Origin of the sequence: Pseudomonas sp. OV546 (genome assembly GCF_900116845.1) — a bacterium.
Lineage (GTDB): Bacteria > Pseudomonadota > Gammaproteobacteria > Pseudomonadales > Pseudomonadaceae > Aquipseudomonas > Aquipseudomonas petroselini.
The window spans coordinates 177,722-198,272 of sequence record NZ_FPCE01000012.1 but is presented as its reverse complement, the minus strand read 5'-3'; the positions used below and the strand labels follow the sequence as shown (position 1 = coordinate 198,272).

Annotated in this window: 13 protein-coding genes; 4 read left to right on the top strand and 9 right to left on the bottom strand. The window is 61.9% G+C overall.

The window, feature by feature from the left end:
* Positions 1-26 precede the first annotated feature (26 nt).
* Positions 27-2,015: an alpha-1,4-glucan--maltose-1-phosphate maltosyltransferase gene (locus tag BM403_RS24460; protein WP_093545414.1), complete on the bottom strand. Its 1,989-nt coding sequence runs from the start codon at positions 2,013-2,015 to the stop codon at positions 27-29.
* Positions 2,016-2,220: 205 nt separating this feature from the next.
* Between BM403_RS24460 and BM403_RS31935 the strand changes: the two genes are divergently transcribed.
* Positions 2,221-2,397 (top strand): hypothetical protein, encoded by a 177-nt coding sequence (locus BM403_RS31935; RefSeq protein ID WP_163825743.1) that lies wholly within the window; start codon positions 2,221-2,223, stop codon positions 2,395-2,397.
* On the opposite strand, the gene BM403_RS24455 is transcribed toward BM403_RS31935, so the two are convergent.
* Entirely contained in the window at positions 2,375-2,866 is a 492-nt protein-coding gene (locus BM403_RS24455; RefSeq protein WP_012723945.1) for an MgtC/SapB family protein, read from the bottom strand. The genes BM403_RS31935 and BM403_RS24455 overlap by 23 nt on opposite strands.
* A gap of 121 nt (positions 2,867-2,987) precedes the next feature.
* Between BM403_RS24455 and BM403_RS24450 the strand changes: the two genes are divergently transcribed.
* From BM403_RS24450 to mapR, 3 genes are all read left to right on the top strand, one after another.
* A complete protein-coding gene (locus BM403_RS24450) occupies positions 2,988-3,227 on the top strand; it encodes a DUF3203 family protein (protein WP_012723944.1) in 240 nt (79 codons plus the stop codon).
* A 184-nt stretch (positions 3,228-3,411) separates the two neighbouring features.
* Positions 3,412-4,821, top strand: coding sequence for a cytochrome c oxidase accessory protein CcoG (gene ccoG, locus BM403_RS24445; RefSeq protein WP_093545412.1), 1,410 nt, complete (start codon positions 3,412-3,414; stop codon positions 4,819-4,821).
* Positions 4,822-4,888: 67 nt separating this feature from the next.
* Complete coding sequence (gene mapR / locus BM403_RS24440; protein WP_012723942.1) at positions 4,889-6,298, top strand: GntR family transcriptional regulator MpaR; 1,410 nt, start codon at positions 4,889-4,891, stop codon at positions 6,296-6,298.
* 101 nt (positions 6,299-6,399) lie between these two features.
* On the opposite strand, the gene BM403_RS24435 is transcribed toward mapR, so the two are convergent.
* The 7 genes from BM403_RS24435 to BM403_RS24405 form a co-directional block, all read right to left on the bottom strand.
* Entirely contained in the window at positions 6,400-7,146 is a 747-nt protein-coding gene (locus BM403_RS24435) for an SDR family oxidoreductase (protein ID WP_046033806.1), read from the bottom strand.
* 54 nt (positions 7,147-7,200) lie between these two features.
* Positions 7,201-9,297 (bottom strand): putative bifunctional diguanylate cyclase/phosphodiesterase, encoded by a 2,097-nt coding sequence (locus BM403_RS24430; protein WP_093545410.1) that lies wholly within the window; start codon positions 9,295-9,297, stop codon positions 7,201-7,203.
* 127 nt (positions 9,298-9,424) lie between these two features.
* Entirely contained in the window at positions 9,425-11,182 is a 1,758-nt protein-coding gene (locus BM403_RS24425) for a tectonin domain-containing protein (RefSeq protein WP_256577206.1), read from the bottom strand.
* 215 nt (positions 11,183-11,397) lie between these two features.
* Positions 11,398-12,798, bottom strand: coding sequence for an efflux transporter outer membrane subunit (locus BM403_RS24420; protein WP_256577205.1), 1,401 nt, complete (start codon positions 12,796-12,798; stop codon positions 11,398-11,400).
* A 155-nt stretch (positions 12,799-12,953) separates the two neighbouring features.
* Complete coding sequence (locus BM403_RS24415) at positions 12,954-16,061, bottom strand: efflux RND transporter permease subunit (RefSeq protein WP_093545401.1); 3,108 nt, start codon at positions 16,059-16,061, stop codon at positions 12,954-12,956.
* Positions 16,058-19,159 carry an MdtB/MuxB family multidrug efflux RND transporter permease subunit gene (locus BM403_RS24410; RefSeq protein WP_046033802.1) on the bottom strand — a complete coding sequence of 1,034 codons (3,102 nt, stop codon included), beginning with the start codon at positions 19,157-19,159 and terminating at the stop codon, positions 16,058-16,060. The genes BM403_RS24415 and BM403_RS24410 overlap by 4 nt, the downstream gene beginning before the upstream one ends.
* The gene (locus BM403_RS24405) at positions 19,156-20,460 is read right to left on the bottom strand and encodes an MdtA/MuxA family multidrug efflux RND transporter periplasmic adaptor subunit (RefSeq protein ID WP_012723936.1); all 1,305 of its coding nucleotides are present in this window, start codon (positions 20,458-20,460) and stop codon (positions 19,156-19,158) included. The genes BM403_RS24410 and BM403_RS24405 overlap by 4 nt, the downstream gene beginning before the upstream one ends.
* Between the last annotated feature and the right edge of the window lie 91 nt (positions 20,461-20,551).

Sequence of the window (20,551 nt, the reverse complement as noted above, 5' to 3'; positions counted from 1 at the left end):
CCTGGAATACGTGAACCGCGCTGGGATTAAGGGGTGGTGATACGCCAGATCCCAAACGGCATCTGCGGCTCCAAACGCGTCCACTGGTGCTTGCCATACCAGGTCCAGCGATGGCCATTCATCAAGTCTTCACCCTGAGTCTCGGCATCGTCCGGCAGGCCCAGCTCCCAGAGTGGCAGCTCGAAGTTGGCCTCTTGGGCGTTATAGGGATCAAGGTTCACCGCCACCAGAATGAAGTTGCTGCCATCCTCGCTGCGCTTGCCGAAATACAGGATGTTGTCATTCCAGGCGTTGTAGAGCTTCAGCCCCAGGTGCGTCTGCAACGCCGGGTTTTGCCGGCGGATGCGGTTGAGCTGAGCGATTTCGGCGATGATATTGCCGGGGGCGGTGAAGTCCCGTGGACGGATCTCGTACTTCTCCGAGTTCAGGTATTCCTCTTTGCCCGGTACCGGCGCCGCTTCGCACAGTTCGAACCCCGAATACATGCCCCACAGGCCCGAGCCCATGGTGGCCAACGCGGCACGGATCAAAAAGCCCGGGCGCCCGGATTCATGCAAGAACGGCGGGTTGATGTCCGGCGTGTTGACGAAGAAGTTCGGCCGGTAGCATTCGCGCCACGGCGACTCGTTCAGTTGGGTCAGGTATTCGCTCAACTCGGCCTTGGTATTGCGCCAGGTGAAATAGGTGTAGCTCTGGGAGTAACCGACCTTGCCCAGGCGCGCCATCATCGCCGGCGTGGTGAACGCCTCGGCGAGGAAGATCACGTCGGGGTATTTGGACCGCACATCGCTGATCAGCCATTGCCAGAACGGCAGGGGCTTGGTGTGAGGGTTATCGACGCGAAAGGTCTTCACGCCCTCTTCCACCCAACCCACCACGACGTCGCGCAGCTCGGTCCACAGGCCCGGGATGGCGTCCGCCGCATAAAAGTCGACGTTGACGATGTCCTGGTACTTTTTCGGCGGGTTTTCCGCGTATTTGATCGTGCCGTCGGGGCGCCAGTTGAACCAGCCCGGATGCTCCTTGAGCCACGGATGGTCCTGGGAGCACTGGATGGCGAAGTCCAGGGCGATTTCCAGGCCGTGGTCGGCGGCGGCCTGCACCAGGCGGCGGAAGTCATCGCGGCTGCCCAGCTGCGGGTGGATGGCCTCGTGGCCGCCGTCCTCGCTGCCAATTGCGTAGGGGCTGCCCGGATCATCGGGGCCGGCGGTCAGTGAATTGTTCGGGCCTTTACGGTGGCTGCGCCCGATCGGGTGGATCGGCGGGAAGTAGAGAACGTCGAAGCCCATGTCATGGATCATCGACAACCGCGAGTGCACGTCATTAAACGTGCCGTGGCGCGCAGGATCGTCGGTGATCGAACGTGGAAACAGCTCGTACCAGCTGGCAAACAGCGCAGCCTCACGCTCAACGTCAATCGGGTAAACGGTGCTGATGCTCAGGTAGGCACGGTGATCGGCCTGCGTCATCAAATGTGCACTGTCTTCGTGCAGGAACTGCGCAACCTGCTCGGTTTCCAGCAGGCCGGAGAGTTCATGATGCAGCAGCATAAGGCGATCGCGCAGCTCGTTGTCACTGCGTTCGGCGGCTTGCAGCACCAGGCTGCGACCTTCCTGCAATTCCAGGCTGACCGGTACGCCGGCCTCGTGTTTCTTGCGCAACTCGTAGCAGAAGCTGGCGAAGGTATCGATCCAGGCTTCAATGCAATATTCATGAGGGCCCTGCTGGGTGACGGTAAACGCGCCTTCCCAGCCATTGTTGCCCACATCGGTCATCACGACGCTGTGCCAGCTTTCATCCTGCAGCGGGCGCCAGCGGATCAGCACGGCGAGCTTGTCATGGCCGTCGGCAAACACTTTGCTGGTGACGTTGACCCGTTGGCCGACCACGGCCTTGACGGCGAATTCGCCGCCGTCAATCACGGGAGTGGTGCTTTCGATGGCGATCCTGGGCAGCAACAGCGCCTGGGACAGCGGCAATATGGACGTGCCTGGAACCTGTGTTTCAGCAGTCATCGAGCATCTTCCCCTTACGCCCTGTGGACGCTCTTTGCTTGATCCGAATTCTTCAGGCGGCCGAGCTCTCCCTGAGCACGGCCGTAATAGGTCCGAACCTGTGCCGTCGATAAAAGTTCAGGTGGATGTGTCGCCATTGAGCGGGGAATCAATTCGCCCGGCCCACTGTCCACCGATAGAGCAAAGCACAAAGGAGGCCACACCGATGAATATCCCGATCCCGGCTGAAACACCCGACCCGAATATCGACAACCCCACCCTGCCGCCCACCGAGCCCGCACCGATTCCGGAAAAGGAACCGCCGGAGAATGAGCCGCCGCCGGTTGAAGAACCGCCGACGACCATGCCACCGGTGATCGTCAGTCCTTCTCAAAGCGCTTGACGATTTTTGGCATCACGCTGAACACCGCCAACGCCAGCAACGTACTCAGTACCGCTGTCGATTCCCGGCCCAACCCGGCCGAGACCCCAATCGCAGCGGTCATCCACAAACCGGCTGCGGTGGTCAGGCCTTTGACATGGCCCTCCTCATCATCCTTGCCCTTGATGATGGTACCGGCGCCCAGGAAGCCAATCCCGGCAATCACGCCCTGCACCACCCGGCTCATGGCATCCGCCTGATTACCGGACATCTGCGGCACCATCACGAACAGTGCCGCCCCCAAGGCCACCAGCATATGCGTGCGCACCCCGGCGGCCTTGCCCTTGCTCTCGCGTTCAAACCCCAGGATGCCGCCCAGGATCGCGGCAATCAGCAGGCGCACCGTGATCTGGGTGAGCTGCTTCGCGTCGCCGATATCGGCGAATTCGGCCTGCAGGGTTTGCCACACTTCATGCCACCAGGCGTCCATGGATGCCGTCCTTTGTCATTGTTGGTAAAGGATGGACAGCAGCGACCGCCAGTCAGTTGCCTGGAACCCCTGCACATCGGCGGCCCCTAACCTTACATAGCCCACGAATAAGGAGAACGGCATGCCCCTACGTATCGAAAACCAGCTGTGCTACTTCATGCTCGATGACAATGGCCAGGAACAGAGCGTGCCGGCGACCCGAGTCAATATCGTGACCGACACTGAAAAATCCATGTCCTACGTCGAATTGGCCGCCGAGCGCATCTACATCACCGAAGCCGAGGCCGACGCCTTGACGGTCGCCGGGGCGCACGATGGGCGCCAGCATGTAAAGGCCGACGAACCTGGTTCGCTGATTTAATTGATCTGTATCAGTTCCCCCCAGACACTGCTGCACCCCAGGCGCCATGGGGTGCAGCACATTGACGCAGGCCCTTGCGCCCCTGTCATCTGATCCGCTTTTTATCGCTCTACCTGAGTCTGTTATGCACACAGCCCCACGCGCATAGTTCGTCCGCCTGATGGAGGCTGATGAGCGAACGACCATGAGCGATAGAATCCCCACCGTGGACACCTTTGAGCCCTTGCACCCAAAGAAGGTGAAGGCCAAATCCAGCGACAACCTGATTCATACCCGCAGTTTCACCGGCCTGTTCCGCACCTTGCGCGTGGCCGGTGCAGGCGTTCTGTTCCTGGCGTTTTTCGGCACCGTGTGGCTGAACTGGGGCGGCCGGCAAGCGGTGCTATGGGACTTGGCTGAGAGCAAATTCCACATCTTTGGCGCGACGTTCTGGCCCCAGGACTTCATCCTGCTCTCGGCGCTGCTGATCATCTGCGCGTTCGGCCTGTTTGCGATCACAGTGTTTGCCGGCCGTGTGTGGTGCGGCTACACCTGCCCGCAAAGCGCGTTTACCTGGCTGTTCATGTGGTGCGAAAAAGTCACCGAGGGCGAGCGCAACCAGCGTATCAAGCTGCACGCCGCACCTTGGAGCCTGAACAAACTGGCGCGGCGCTCGGCCAAACACACGTTGTGGCTGGGTATCAGCGTGCTGACAGGGCTGACGTTTGTCGGCTATTTCACGCCGATCCGCCCCCTGGCCGCCGAACTGCTGAGCTGGCAAATGGGCGGCGTCAGCCTGTTCTGGGTGCTGTTTTTCACCGGTGCCACCTACCTCAACGCCGGCTGGCTGCGTGAAGCGGTGTGCATGCACATGTGCCCGTATGCGCGGTTCCAGAGCGTCATGTTCGACAAAGACACCTTGACCATTTCTTACGACGTGGCGCGCGGCGAACACCGTGGCCCGCGCAAGCGTGAAGTCAAACCCGCCGATGTCGGCCTCGGCGATTGCATCGACTGCCAACTGTGCGTGCAGGTGTGCCCCACCGGTATCGACATCCGCGACGGCCTGCAAATGGAGTGCATCGGCTGCGCGGCGTGCATCGACGCCTGCGATTCGATCATGGACAAAATGGGCTACCCGCGTGGCCTGGTGAGCTACACCAGCGAACATCAATTGCAAGGCGGCAAGACCCACCTGCTAAGGCCACGCCTGATCGGCTACAGTGCCGTACTGCTGGTGATGATCGCGGCGTTGGTGGTGGCGCTGGTGGAACGGCCGATGGTGTCGCTGGACGTGACCAAGGACCGTGGCCTGTTCCGCGAGAACGCTCAGGGCCAGATCGAAAACATCTACAGCCTCAAGGTGATCAACAAGACCCAGCAGCGCCAGGATTACCGCCTGGCGTTGGTGGACGCCGATGGCTTCCAGTTGCAAGGCAAGACGGAAATCAGCCTGGCAGCGGGGGAAATCAGCGATGTGCCGGTGTCGGTGGCGTTGTTGGCGGATAAACCGGCGAGCAGTTCGCAGACCTTGCGCTTCAAGGTCTCGGATGTGGATGAGCCCGGGATCTACAGTGCTGCCGAGAGTCGCTTCGTGGCGCCGCTGAACCGCTGAGGTCTGTCAGGCGAGCCAGCTCCCCCATTTAGCCCTGCGTACAATTTAAGAAAGTGATTAGGCCCCCATGAAACGCTACGAAAAATTCGCCGACGACATCGCTGAACTGATCCGCACCGGCGTGCTTGGCCCCGGCCAGCGGGTGCCTTCGGTGCGCTATGCCAGCCAGACTTACGGCATCAGCCCGTCCACGGTGTTCCAGGCCTACTACCTGCTGGAGCGCCGTGGCCTGATCCGCGCGCGGCCGCGCTCCGGCTACTTCGTCAACACCCATGCGCCCAGCCCGTTTTCCGAGCCGGAGGTGAGCGAACAGGTGCATGAGTCCACCGAGGTGGATGTCAGCGAGCTGGTGTTCTCGGTGCTCGACTCGATCAAAGACCCGAACACCGTGCCTTTCGGTTCGGCGTTCCCCAGCCCGATGCTATTCCCGTTGCCGCGCCTGGCCCGTTCCTTGGCCAGCGCCAGCCGTGAGATGGACCCGCGCCTGGTGGTCACCGACATGTCGCCGGGCAACCCGCAACTGCGTAGGCAAATCGCCCTGCGGTACATGGTCGGGGGCCTGATGCTGCCCATGGAGGAACTGCTGATCACCAATGGCGCGCTGGAGGCCTTGAACCTGTGCCTGCAAGCCGTCACTGAACCCGGTGATCTGGTGGCCATCGAAGCCCCGGCGTTCTATGCCTGCCTGCAAGTACTGGAACGCTTGAAACTCAAGGCGGTGGAAATTCCCGTGCACCCGCGCGATGGCATCGACCTCAATGCCCTGGCACAGACGCTGGAGCGCTATCCGATTAAGGCCTGCTGGACCATGACCAGCTTCCAGAACCCCATGGGCGCGACCCTGCCGGAAGCCAAGAAACAGGCATTGGTGGAGCTGCTGCGGGGCCATCAAGTGCCGCTGATCGAAGACGACGTGTATGCCGAGCTGTATTACGGGCAACAGGCGCCAAAACCGGCCAAGGCCTTCGACACCGAAGGCCTGGTGATGCATTGCGGCTCGTTCGCCAAAAGCCTCGCACCCGGTTACCGGGTGGGCTGGGTCGCGGCCGGGCGCTTTGCGCAGAAGGTCGAACGGCTGAAATTGATGACCTCGTTGTGCCCGTCAATGCCGGCCCAGGCGGCGATTGCCGATTATCTGCAGCACGGTGGCTATGACCGGCACCTGCGCAAATTGCGCTATGCCCTGGAAGAACAGCAAAGCGCCATGCTGGCCGCCATCGCGCGCTACTTCCCGGCGCAGACCCGCGTCAGCCAGCCGGCCGGCGGGTACTTCCTGTGGCTGGAGCTGCCGGAGCAGACGGATTCATTGAAGTTGTTCCAGATGGCGCTGGCGCAAGGCATCAGCATTGCGCCGGGGCCGATCTTCTCGGCGACCCAGCGCTTTCGCAACTGCATTCGCCTGAACTATGGCAGCCCGTGGACCGAGGCGTCGGAAAAGGCCATGGAAACATTGGGGCGGATTGTGCGGTCGTTCTGAGCCAAGGGTCGCCTGCACTGGCGCCATCGCGGGCAAGCCCGGCTCCCACAGGGTACGCATTCCACGTGGGAGACGGGCTTGCCCGCGATAGCGTCAGTCGGTCAACGACCGCCCCCCAGGTCCAAAAACGTGCCGGTGGCATACGAGGCCTTATCCGACAGTAACCAGATAATCGCTTCCGCCACTTCATCCGGGCGCCCGCCTCGGGCCATGGGAATGCCGGACTCAAGCTTGCTGACGCGGTCCGGGTCGCCGCTCAGGGCATGGAAGTCGGTGTAGATATAGCCGGGGCGCACCGCGTTGACGCGAATGCCCTCGCCGGCGACTTCTTTCGACAACCCCAGGGTGAAGGTATCGAGCGCGCCTTTTGACGCCGCATAGTCGACATACTCGCCCGGCGAACCCAGGCGCGAGGCCACCGACGACACGTTGACGATGCTGCCACCCTGCCCGCCATGCTTGGGCGACATGCGCAGCACCGCGTGCTTGGCGCACAGGATCGGCCCGAGCACGTTGGTCTTCATGACTTTCAGGATGCGAAACTCGGACATCTCATCAACGCGGGATTTGTGCCCCACCGTGCCGGCGTTGTTGACCAGCGCGGTGACCCGGCCCAGTTCGCTGTCGACGCGATTGAACAGCGCGATCACTTCATCCTCGATGCTCACATCCGCCCGCACCGCAATGGCCTGGGCGCCCAACGCACGCACTTGCTCAAGCACGCGGTGAGCCGCTTCTTCGTCGGACTGGTAGTTGATGCAGATGCGATAGCCCTGGTGAGCGGCCAGCAATGCCGTCTCGGCGCCAATCCCACGACTGCCCCCGGTAATGATGAGGACTTTGTCCATGCGTGCGGTCTCCTGATTCAACCTGGTGTTTAGGGTCGGATCCAAGAATACCCGTCACGCACGGCTTTTGTCAGGCGCTACGGCGTTTTCGGCGCGCACGATATCGGCCATGAAAACGTCAGCCGGCAGCGGGTGGCCCAACAGGTAACCTTGCAGGGAGTTGCACCCCAGCCGCGTCAGGAAACTCTGCTGCACATCGGTTTCCACGCCTTCGGCAACAATCCGCAACCCCAAGGCCTGGCCAAGGGCAACGATGGCCGAAACGATGGCGGCGTCGTCGCTGTCGTGCTCCAGGTCGCGCACAAAACCGCGGTCGATCTTCAGCTCGTTGGCCGGCAGGCGCTTGAGGTACATCAGGCTGGAGTAGCCGGTGCCAAAGTCATCGATGGACAAATCGACACCCATGTCCGACAACTGCTGCAACACAGTCATGCTCGCATCGGCATCGCTCATGGCCGTGGTTTCGGTGATTTCCAGGGTCAGGCTGTTGGCCGGCAACTGGTGACGTTCCAGGGCCGCCGCCACGCTTTTGACCAGCCCTACGTGGCAGAACTGCAACGCGGACAGGTTCACGGCGATGCGCCAGTGTTCGTAACCTTCTGCATACCACAGGCTCATTTGACGACAGGCTTCGTTAAGCACCCATTCGCCGATGGGAATGATCAGCCCGGTCTTTTCCGCCATTTCGATAAACGTCGCCGGCAGCAGCAGGCCCTGCTGCGGATGCTCCCAGCGCAGCAGCGCTTCGGCACCCACCGGGATACCGCTGAGCGCATCGAACTTGGGCTGGTAGTACAGGCGGAACTGCTGCTGTTCCACCGCGTTGCGCAAGTCCTGCAACAACTGCAATTGTTTGCGCGCATTGGTGTTCATCGACGCATCAAAGAAGCTGTAGCCGTTCTTGCCCATGCCCTTGGCGTGGTACATCGCGGCGTCGGCGTTCATCAACAGCTCCTGGGGGCTATTGCCATTGCCGGGGAACATGGCGATGCCGACACTGGCGGAGATCTTCAACTCATGCTCGGCCACCCGGAAGGCGCGGTTGATCAGCACCACCTGGCGTTCGGCGAGGCCGAGGGCATCGTCCGGCTGGGTCAGTTGCACCAGCAACACAAACTCATCGCCGCCGATGCGTGCCAGGGTGTCCTGGCTGCGCAGGTCTTCGCGCAGGCGCAACCCAACTTCGCTCAGCAACTGGTCACCCATATGATGGCCGAAGGCATCGTTGACCGGCTTAAAGCCATCCAGGTCAATAAACATCAGTGCGAAGCAGCCACCCTGCTCCTTCACCGCCTGCATGGCTTGCTGAATACGGTCAGCGAGCAAAGTGCGGTTGGGCAGACCGGTGAGCATGTCGTGCAGGGCCAGGTGGGTCAGCTCTTGGTTGGCTTGGGTCAGGGAGTCGGCAAGCACCGCAGTGCGGGCTTCCAGACGCGCATCGAGCAACGACGTCAGCAAAGCGATGGCCAGCACCGCCAGGGTCGTCACCAGCACCAGATTATCCAAGCCCTTGCCGCTCAGGCCGTTCAGCGCAGCACCGCAGAAACTCTCATCGGCAAACCGTGCCGCCGCCATGCCGGTGTAATGCATGCCGACGATGGCAAAACCCATCACCACCGCCGCCCCACCGCGCGCGAGGCGTACGTACGGGGTATTGCGCCGCAGGTTATAGGCGATCCACAGCGCAGCGCCGGACGCCGCGACCGCGATCAGCAGCGAAGCGCCGAATAAGGCGGGGTCGTAGTCGATACCCGGCGTCATCCGCATCGCGGCCATGCCGGTGTAATGCATGCTGGCAATGCCGGTGCCCATGATCAGCGCGCCCAATGCCAGCTGCCAGGCCGGTAAGCGCGGCTGGCTGACCAGCCACAAGGCAAAGCCGCTGGACAACACCGCAATCAACAACGACAACGCAGTGATGCCTACGTCGAACCCCAGGGCAAACGGCAAACGCAACGCCAGCATGCCGATGAAGTGCATCGACCACACGCCCACGCCCATCGCCATGGCGCCGCCGGTTATCCATAAATAGACACCGCGTCCCTTGGCGGTGGCGATCCGGCCGGAAAGGTCGAGCGCGGTGTAGGAAGCCAGGATCGCGACGAACAGCGAAATCACGACCAGTGAGGGTGAATAACTACCGATGAGCATGGGACTTCTCGTGCGCAACGGGCCTGAGACGCCCGTGCCAAGTGGCAAAGCGGGCGATTGTAGCGAGAATAATTCTTGCGTACTTGATTAATTATCAGAGGGCCATTAGTGGCTTTTTGACGCCAATCTACTGGCTGGAAACATCGGGCACTTCAGCAGATTTGAGGGCCCGATGTTTCTTAACAAGTACGTTGTCAAAAAAACTCAAGCGCCCCCACCCTTGGTAATGGGTCGCCGTACGATCTCCGGGAACCCGGAAAGAACTGAGCGCATCGGCCCCGACACTCGATCGGTAGAGCGTCCACCATTCGGAGTAATTAGGCTCGAATGGGGTGGCGACAAATACCGTCGTAGCCCTCACATCGCCCTGGGATAAATGTTGGGCCAACCCCAAATTAGCGACTTGGCGTGGCGTCTGGCTATTTATTTGCGCAGCCTCGGATGCCTGATGAAAAAAACCATTAACGGCACTGCCAGGTTTAAAGCCCCCCCAGGTAATCCGGCCCCATTCTGGGTTACCGCCCACGTAATAGTTAGTAAGCGGCGAACCTCGGATGTAAAGCTTTCTGACAGTCCATGGCGCCAGTCCGTCAATATTTTTCGACGCGTCCGCCGCCATTCTTTCCCCTTCAACCACTCCAATTGCCGTCGCAGTGTGATTGGAATGACCGTAGTCGCCGGTAAAATTATGCACGCTGACAACCACCAGAGGACGATAACGTCGAATAGTTCGTGCAACGACCCAGGCTGCTGCCTCGCGCCCCGAAGCTATCCTGTGAGTGTTGCCAAATCCAGGAGTTACTTGTGTTACCACGTTGGAGGATCCCCAACCACGGCCCTCTTTCCCCCAGGATTGTGCAGGGTCGGGACTGCAGCAGCCTGTGTCGACAAAGCCGCCATCAATCAGCAGTACATTTCCGGAGCGATAAAGACTCGGCGCATATACCCCCAACCTGCGGTTGGCCCTGCCTGCGTAGACGTCGACAGCATTACGCAACTCCTGCATTCGGTTAAGTGACTCAGCCATTAAGGGAGCATGGCCAGTCGTGCCTCGGGTGACCATTATCAGCTCCGAAACACGCTTTTGCTGGACCTGAGTGTAAAAAGGCAGAACACCTCCGCCAAAGATACCTTCGTCATCTGGATGCGCATGCACAACGAGCATGTCAATGGATGAACGGTGAGCCAGTTGCCAGAGTGTCCCGTTGCTGTTGTTGAGCACGACGATATTGTTTATGTCCGCAACCGAAACGCTGGTGCCTGCCCCCGCAATGGACTTCCAGCTGGACTCCGTATCCAGCCAATTCCAGATGCCTGCGTTCGAGCTCAATAAAACAACAGTGCCATCACTGCCCACTGATAAGTCGGACGGGGCGGTAACACCGAGGGGCTTTGGAACCGGCTGCCAACCGTTATTGACCCACCTATACAGCAGATTCGAGGCGTTATAACCCCACGCCTCTCCACGGGGCGCTGCGGCAATTTTGATTAGTTTTCCTGGGAGTGCGACCCACTGCTGGTTAGCGGGTGCCCAGCGCTTGGGATTGCCCCCCGCATCTACCGCGAATAACGCGCCGTCAGGTGCGGCAGATATCTGCACCGCCTGACCCTCGATTTGCTGCCAGTTATTAGACACCCAACGATAAATGTTCCCGGCCGCATTCAGTGCCCAGACATCGCCGCTGGCGCTGACTGAAACCTGCCTGGCCCGACCAGGTTTGAGCAACCAACTGGAGCCGCTGAACTCATAAATATAGTCATTGACGTCGGTAGCCCACATGCGTGTGGCACTGGCTGAGACCTGTAGGGCGCGGCTGGCTGGGTTCCAGTGGACCTGGGTCCATAGCCCTTCAACACCCCACGCGGTGGAGGAGACGCCAGACATCGCCAGTACGAGGACAGCCGCTTGCCCAGCTTTACGCCACCAATCGTGGGCAGAGATCAGACCTATGACCCGACGCATTTGAGCACCTCGTCCTGCCGAGCTGGATATGAACCGCCTATAAAAAGCGGCGTCATTCCAGACGCTACATGACTAGGAACCCAATCTATACTGTCAGTTCTGACAGGTGGACATCGATCCAGCTATGACACCTTGCGCTACTGACGCGTCTGCCCGTCCCAACCACCGCCCAATGCCGCGATCAGTTGCACGCTCGCCACCAGGCGTGTCTGCAGCAAGGTCAGCACCGTGCGTTCGTTGCTCAGGGCGGTGGCTTGTACGGTGACCACGTCCAGGTAGGCAATCAGGCCGGCCTTGTACTGGTTCTGGGTCAGGCGCAGCGACTCGCGTGCGGCCTCCAGCGCTTCGTTGCTGACCACCGCCTCGTCTTCCAGCACCTTGAGTTGCACCATGTAGTTTTCCACTTCGCGGAAACCATCCAGTACGGTCTGGCGGTATTTGGCCACGGTCTCGTCATAGGAGGCCACGGTACGGTCGACTTCCGCCGAGCGCTGGCCACCGTCGAACAGGGTCATGGCCAACTTCGGCCCTACCGACCAGAAGCGGTTCGGCAGGCTGATCCAGTCGGCGTAGGTGCTGCTGGAGTAACCACCGGCCAGGCTCAGGCTCAGGTCCGGATAGTAGGCGGCCTTGGCTACGCCGATATTGGCGTTGGCGGCGATCACTGAGCGTTCGGCCGAGGCGATGTCCGGGCGGCGCTCCAGCAGTTGCGAGGGCAGGCTCACTGGAATCTGCGGCAGCGCCGGGATGTCTTTGCTCACCGCCAGGTTGAAGTTGGCCGGCGCCTCGCCGATCAGCACGGCAATCGCGTTTTCCAGTTGGGCACGCTGCCAGATCAGGTCGATCAGGCTGGCCTGGGTGGTCTTCAGTTGGGTTTGCGCCTGGGCCACCGCATCCTTGCCGGACACACCGGCGCGGTATTGGTTTTCGGTCATTTGCAGGGAGCGTTGGTAGGTCTCGAGGGTGGCTTGCAGCAAACGTGTCTGTTCATCCATGACGCGCAGTTGCAGGTAGCTTTGCACCAGTTCCGACTGCTGGCTCAGGCGCATCGCCGCCAGGTCTGCCGAGCTGGCTTCGGCGCTGGCCTCGTTGGCTTCCAGACCACGGCGCAGCTTGCCCCAGATGTCCGCCTCCCAGCTCACGCCCAATTGCGCGTTGAGGGTGTCACGGATGCCGCTGCTTGAACTGCTGAGGCTGGCGCTGCTGCTGCCGGTGCCCTGGCTGGCACGGGTTTTCCCGACGCTCAGGTCGACGCTGGGGTAAAACGCCCCGCGGGAGCTGCGCACCAGGGCCTGGGCCTGGCGGAAACGGGCCTCGGCCTGGGCCACGGTCTGGTTGGAGGTGTTCAGGCGCAGCACCAGGTCATTGAGCTGGCGGTCGCCGTACAATTCCCACCAGGCGCCACGGGCCAGGGAGTCACTTGGGGTAGCCTGGCGCCAGCCCTGGGCTTCCTTGAATTGGGCCGGTTCGATGACGTCAGGACGCTTGTAGTCAGGGCCGATGGCGCAGGCGCTGAGCAACACGCCACACAGCACCATCACCAACAGTTTGGCACCCGTATTGTGGCGAGGGAGCTTACTCCCGCTGGAGTGCGAAGCGCTCCCCAGCATTTTGGGGGCTGCTGCGCAGCCCAACGGGAGCAAGCTCCCTCTCCACAGGATACCGGTGCCTACGGGGGCGTTGATTGGATCGGTCATAGCGCAGTGTCCAGGGCAGCATCGGTCCGCACGCCGCGCCAGGCGTTGAAGCGATGGCGCGCGCGGTCGAGATAAAGGTAAACCACCGGGGTGGTGTAAAGGGTCAAGACCTGGCTGAACACCAGGCCGCCGATAATGGTCAGGCCCAGGGGGCGACGCATTTCCGCGCCATCGCCCGTGCCCAGCAGCAAAGGCAAGGCGCCGAGGATGGCCGCCAGGGTGGTCATCAGGATCGGGCGCAAACGCAACAGGCAGGCGCTGCGGATCGATTCCAGCGGGCCCAGGGCGTCGTTGCGCTCCAACTGCAACGCCAGGTCGATCATCAGGATCGCGTTCTTTTTCACCACCCCGATCAACAGAAACAGGCCCAGCAAGGAAATCAGGCTGAACTCGCCCCCTGTCAGGTAAATCGCGAGCATGGCGCCGACCCCCGCCGACGGCAGGGTCGAGAGAATCGTCAGCGGGTGAATGTAGCTTTCATACAGAATGCCCAGCACCAGGTACACCGCCACCAGCGCGCCGAGGATCATGAACGGCTGGCCCTTCTGCGTGGCCGCGAAGGCATCGGCGGTGCCGGCCATCTTGGCGATCACGTCTTCCGGCAACCCGACTTTGGCAATCGCCCGCTCGATGGCGGCCGTGCCCTGCTCCACCGTCACGCCGGGCGCCATGTCGAAGGCAATGTTTTCCGAGGCGAACTGGCCTTCGTGGCTGACGCGGTCATCGGCCAGGCTGTTCTCATAGTGGGCAATGGTCGACAACGGCACCCGTGCCCCCGTGGAAGTAATCACCTGCATCTGGTTGAGGGTGATCGGGTCCTGGGCGTACTTGGGATTGACCTCCATCACCACTTGGTACTGGTTGAGGCTGTCGTAAATGGTGGAAATCTGCCGCTGGCTGTAGGCGTTGTTAAGCACCGCCGTGACCATGTCCATGTTGATGCCCAGACGCTTGGCCTGGTCGCGGTCGACAATCAGCGTGACCTGCGCCGCACCCCGGCCTTCGCGGGCGTCGATGGCGGTGAGCTCCGGCAGCTCACGCAAGGCGGCGACCACTTTCGGGTACCACAGGCGCAGTGCCGCGAGGTCGCCGCTTTGCAGGATGTAGGAATACTGCGCGCTGGTTTGGTCGCGGCTGCCACCAAATTGCAGGTCCTGGTCGGCCATCAGGAACAGACGACCGCCCGGCACCAGCGGCACGTCCTTGCGCAGGCGCTCGATCACCGCCTGGGCGGAAATCTTGCGTTCGCTGATAGGCTTAAGGCGCACCAGCATCACCGCGTTGTTAGTGCCGTTGTTGCCGCCGATAAAGCCGGCCACGCTGAGCACCGCCGGGTCCTTGAGCACCGCCTGGCGAAAGGTCTCCATCTTCGGCTGCATCACGCTGAACGACAGCCCGTCATCACCGCGCACAAAACCGATCAACTGGCCGGTGTCCTGCTGGGGCATGAAGGTTTTCGGCACCACCACGTACAACGCCACGTTCATACCAATGGTCAGCAACAGGCTGAGCAGGGTCAGGCGACGATGGCGCAGCACCCAGTCCAGGCTGGTGGCGTAGCCGGCGACCATACGGTCGTTGATCTTCTGGCTCCATCGCTGCAAACCGGTCATCCGGTCTTTGACATGCGGCTTGAGCCAGCGCGCGCAGAGCATCGGCGTGAGGGTCAACGAGACGATCAGCGACACAATGATCGCCGCCGACAAAGTGATGGAAAACTCGCGAAACAGGTTGGTGACAATCCCGCCCATGAACAGGATGGACAGGAACACCGCCACCAGCGACACGTTCATCGACAACAGGGTAAAGCCGACTTCCTCGGCCCCCAGGTACGCCGCTTTCATCGGCGGCACGCCTTCGTCGATGTGCCGGGAAATGTTCTCCAGCACCACGATGGCATCGTCCACCACCAGGCCGGTGGCCAGGATCAGCGCCATCAGCGAGAAGTTGTTCAGCGAGAAACCGTAGAGGTACATGATCGCGAACGTGCCCACCAGCGACACCGGCACCGCCAGGGTCGGGATCAACGAAGCGCGGAAGTTGCCCAGGAACAGGTACACCACCAGGATCACCAGCCCCACCGCGATCAACAGGGTCATCTCGGCTTCGTGCAAGGTGGCGGTGATCACCGGCGAGCGGTCCATCGCCAGGCTGAGCTTGACGCTGGACGGCAGCACCGCCTGCAACGCCGGCAGTTGTGCCTTGATCTGGCGGACGGTCTCGATGATGTTGGCACCGGACTGGCGGTTAATCACCAGCAGCACCGCCGAGTCATTGTTGAAGAAGCCGCTGTTGTAGCGGTCTTCCACGCCGTCGCTGATCTTGGCGACATCCCCCAGGCGAAGGGCTGCGCCGTTCTGGTAGCGAATCAGCAGCGGCTCGTAGTCCTTGGCTTTCTCCAACTGGTCGTTGGCCTGGATCTGCCAGTTACGCTGGCTGTCTTCCAGGGAGCCTTTGGGCCGCCGCTGGTTGGCGTTGGCGATGGTGTTGCGTACATCATCGAGGGCCACGCCGTACTGATCGAGCGCCTTGGGCTCCAGCTCAATGCGCACCGCCGGCAGGGAGCTGCCGCCGATCTGCACTTCGCCTACACCCGGCACCTGGGACAGGCTTTGCGAGAGGATGGTCGAGGCCAGGTCGTACAGCTGGCCTTTCTGCAGCACGTCCGAGGTGAGCGACAGCACCATGATCGGCGCCTGGGACGGGTTGATCTTCTTGTACGTGGGCATGCTGCGCATACCGCTGGGCAGCAGGTTGCGCGAGGCGTTGATCGCCGCCTGCACTTCCCGCGCCGCGCCGTTGATATCGCGGTCGGAATCGAACGCGAGGATCACCCGGGTGGAACCCTGGCTCGACGAACTGCTCATGGTGGTAATGCCGGCAATCGCGCCGAACGAGCGCTCCAGCGGCGTGGCCACGGTAGACGCCATCACCTCGGGGCTGGCGCCGGGCAAGCTGGCCGACACCACGATCACCGGGAAGTCGATCTGCGGCAGCGGCGACACCGGCAGCAGGTTGAAGCTGACACCGCCCAGCAACATGATCGCCAGGCTCAGCAGCATGGTCGCTACCGGCCGACGGATGAAAGGTCCGGACAGGTTCATGACTCAACCGGCTCCAGGCTTTGTGGCTCTTTGCGCCAGCGGCGGCCAAGACGGTCGAAGTACAGGTAGATCACCGGGGTGGTGAACAGCGTCAACACCTGGCTTACCAGCAAGCCGCCGACCATCACCAAACCCAGCGGTTGGCGCAATTCCGCGCCGGAACCGGTGGCCAACATCAAGGGCACCGCACCAAACAGCGCCGCCAGGGTGGTCATCAGGATCGGCCGGAAACGCAGCAGCGCCGCCTGGTAGATGGCGGTCTGCGGGTCGAGGCCCTGGTTGCGTTCGGCGTCGAGGGCGAAGTCGATCATCATGATCGCGTTCTTCTTGACGATACCGATCAGCAGAATGATGCCGATGATCGCGATCATGCCCAGGTCATTGCCACTGAGCAGCAGGGCCAGCAACGCCCCCACCGCCGCCGAAGGCAAGGTCGAGAGAATGGTGATCGGGTGGATATAGCTCTCGTAGAGCACACCCAGCACGATGTACATGGTGACCACCGCCGCCAGGATCAGCAGCAAGGTGCTCGACAGCGACGCCTCGAACGCCTGGGCCGCGCCCTGGAACTGGGTCTGCACACCCACCGGCATGCCGATGTCTTTCTGGGTCTGGTTGATCAGCTCCACGCCTTTGCCCAGCGCAACGCCGGGGGCTAGGTTGAACGACATCATCACCGCCGGGAACTGGCCGATGTGCGCAATCGCCAACTGGGCCTGGCGCTGTTCCACATGGGCCAGGCTGGACAAACGCACCTGGCCGCCGTCGGTGGTCTTCACATGGATCTGGTTCAGCGCCTCGGGCCCCAGGGTTTCGCCGGATTGGGCCTGCAATACCACGCGGTACTGGCTGGCCTGGGTGTAGATGGTGGAAATCTGCCGCTGGCCGAAGGCGTCATACAGCGCGTCAGTGATGGTCGATACGCTCACGCCCAGCCGCGAGGCGGCATCGCGGTCGATCACCAAATACACCTGCAGGCCCTTGTCCTGCAGGTCGCTGGCCACGTCGGTGAGTTCGGGCAACTGGCTCAACGCGTGGACCAGCTTGTCGCTCCACAGCGCCAGTAGCTCGGCATCCGGTGAGGACATGCTGAATTGGTACTGGGTGCGGCTGACGCGGTCTTCGATGGTCAGGTCCTGCACCGGCTGCATGAACAGGCGGATGCCCACCAGCTTGTCGATTTCCGGCTGCAGGCGGGTGATCACCTGGGCTGCGCTCAGATCACGCTGACCGTGGGCCTTGAGGTTGATCAGCAAGCGCCCGCTGTTGAGGGTGGCGTTATCGCCATCCACGCCAATATAGGACGACAGGCTTTCCACCGCCGGGTCGGCCAGGATGATCTTGGCCAACTGTTGCTGGCGCTGGCTCATGGCCGCGAACGAAATCGACTGCGGCGCTTCGGAAATGCCCTGGATCACCCCGGTGTCCTGCACCGGGAAGAAGCCCTTGGGCACCACCAGGTACAGGCATACGGTCAGGCCCAGCGTGGCAATGGCCACCAGCAGGGTCAGCGGCTGGTGCTTGAGCACCCACTGCAACATGCTCCCGTAACGCGCGATCAGCCAATCGATCCAGGCGCCGCTGGCCTTGTAGAAGCGGCTCTGCTCCTCGATCTTGGGTTCACGCTTGAGCAACCGCGCGCACATCATCGGCGTGAGGGTCAGGGACACCACCAGGGAGATCAGGATCGCCACCGCCAGGGTGATGGCGAATTCGCGAAACAGCCGCCCCACGACGTCGGCCATGAACAACAGCGGGATCAGCACCGCGATCAGCGACAGCGTCAGGGAAATCAGGGTGAAGCCGATCTGCTTGGCGCCCTTGAGCGCGGCGGCCAGCGGCGTTTCGCCTTCTTCGATGTAACGGGAGATGTTCTCCAGCATCACGATGGCGTCGTCCACCACAAACCCGGTGGCGATGGTCAGGGCCATCAGCGTCAGGTTATTGATGGAGAAACCCGCCAGGTACATCACGCCAAAGGTGCCCACCAGCGACAACGGCACGGCAATCGAGGGAATGATCGTGGCGCTGACCCGACGCAGGAACAGGAAAGTCACCATCACCACCAGGGCAATGGCGATGAGCAATTCGTGCTGCACGTCTTTTACCGAGGCGCGGATGGTCTGGGTGCGGTCGGTCAGCACCGTCACGTCGAGGCCAGCCGGCAAGTTATCGGTGATACTCGGCAGCAATGCCTTGATACGGTCCACCACCTCGATCACGTTGGCCCCCGGCTGGCGCTGGATATTCAGCAGCACGGCCTGGTTTTCGTTGGCCCAGGCAGCGAGGCGTTCGTTTTCGGCACCGTCGACGATCTGTGCCACGTCTTTAAGGCGCAGCGGCGCGCCATTGTTGTAGGCCAGGATCAATTCGGCGTATTGCTGGGGCGACACCAACTGGTCGTTGGCGTCGAGCATCGACACCCGCGTCGGGCCGTCGAAGTTGCCCTTGGGCTGGTTGACGTTGGAGGCGGCGATCAGGGTGCGCACGTCCGACAGGTTCAGGCCGTTGGCCGCCAGGGCCTCGGGGTTGACCTTGATGCGCACGGCCTGGCGCTGGCCACCGGCGATGCTGACCATGCCGACGCCGCTGATCTGCGCGATTTTCTGCGCCATGCGCGTATCGACCAGGTCATTGAGCTTGGGCAGCAGCATGGTCTTGGAGGTGATTGCCAAGGTCAGCACCGGGGTGTCCGCCGGGTTGACCTTGTTGTACACCGGCGGCGCCGGCAGGTCCTTGGGCAGCAGGTTGGTGGCAGCGTTGATCGCAGCCTGCACCTGCTGCTCGGCGACATCCATATTGATGTCGAGGTTGAAACGCAGGGTCAGCACCGACGCGCCGCCGGAGCTGGTGGACGCCATCTGCGTGAGGCCAGGCATTTGCCCGAATTGGCGTTCCAGCGGCGCGGTGACCGCACTGGTCATCACATCCGGGCTGGCGCCGGGGTACAGGGTCATCACCCGGATGGTCGGGTAATCCACCTGGGGCAAGGCCGATACCGGCAGCAAGCGGTACGAAATGATGCCGGCCAGGACAATGGCCAGCATGCTCAGCGTGGTGGCGACCGGGCGAAGGATAAACAGCCGCGACAGGTTCATGAACCGACCTTTTGCGCCTTGCCGGCGGTGCTGCCGGTCTCCCCTTTAGCCGCAGGCTTGCCTTGCAGGTGTTCGGTCGGGGTGGTCGGCACTTCGCTGCTGTCGTTGACCACTTCGATCTCGCTGCCGTCCTTGAGGCGGTCGGTGCCTTCCAGCACCACCCGATCGCCAGCCTTGAGGCCCTCTTTGATCACGGTGTTGTCGCCGTCGGTGTCTCCCACCACCAGCGGTTGCACCTTGACCTTCTTGTCACCGTCGAGCACGTAGACGAAGGTGCCGGTGTTGCCGAACTGGATCGCCGCCGAGGGTGCCAGCACCACGTCATGCAGGGTGTCGGCCAGCAGGTGCACATTGACGAACTGGTTGGGGAACAGCGCCTGGTCCTTGTTATCGAAACGGGCTTTGAATTTCAGGGTGCCGGTGGTGACGTCGATCTGGTTGTCCAGGCTCTGCAGCACGCCAGTGGCCTGTTTTTTCACGTCGCCACGGTCCCAGGCTTCCACGGGCAGCTTATTGCCGGCGTGGTAGCGGGCGAGCACGGTTTCCAGGGTGTTCTCCGGCAGGGTGAAGGCCACGCTGATCGGCTGGGTCTGGGTGATCACCGCGAGGAAGGTGGTGTCGTTGGCCGCCACCAGGTTGCCCACGTCCACCTGGCGCAGGCCCACGCGGCCACTGATCGGTGCGCGGATCTTGGTGAATTCGAGGTTGAGCTTGGCGTCATCCACCGCGCCCTGGTTGGTCTTGACCGTGCCCTGGTATTGCAGCACCAGCGCTTCGGCGGTGTCGAGGGTCTGCTTGGCGATACTGTCCTGGGCGTACAGGTCGCGATAACGCTGGACGTCGACCTGGGCGTTTTTCAGCTGGGCCTGGTTCTGCATCAACGTGCCCTGGGCCTGGAGCAGAGCATTCTGGTAGCTGCGCGGGTCGATCTCGGCGAGCAGGTCGCCGGCTTTGACCATCTGGCCTTCTTCAAAGGCGATCTTCACCAGCTCGCCGCCCACCCGGCTGCGCACATTGATGGTGTTGAGCGCGGTGACCGTGCCCAGTGCCTTGTAGTAGACCGGAAACTCCCCCAGCACCGCCGGTGCCACGCGCACCGGCACCGGGCCGGTGGAGCCACCGAAACCCGGGCGCATCATCCCCGACTTGCCGGCATGCCCGGCGGGCTTCTGCTCGGCACCCTCCTTGTGGCTGCCGGGCCAGAATTTCCAGCACAGGCCGGCGATAACCAGCAGCACGAGCAGGCCAAACAGCCAGCGGCGGGACTTACGGGGGGAGGATTGCATGGATTGATCAACCATTGGGCGCGAGAGCTTCTTCTTTGGGAGGCTGAAAGATAAGCACTGGGGCGCATTAAGAAAAGCGCCTTTACCGGCTATTTACCTTGGGCTT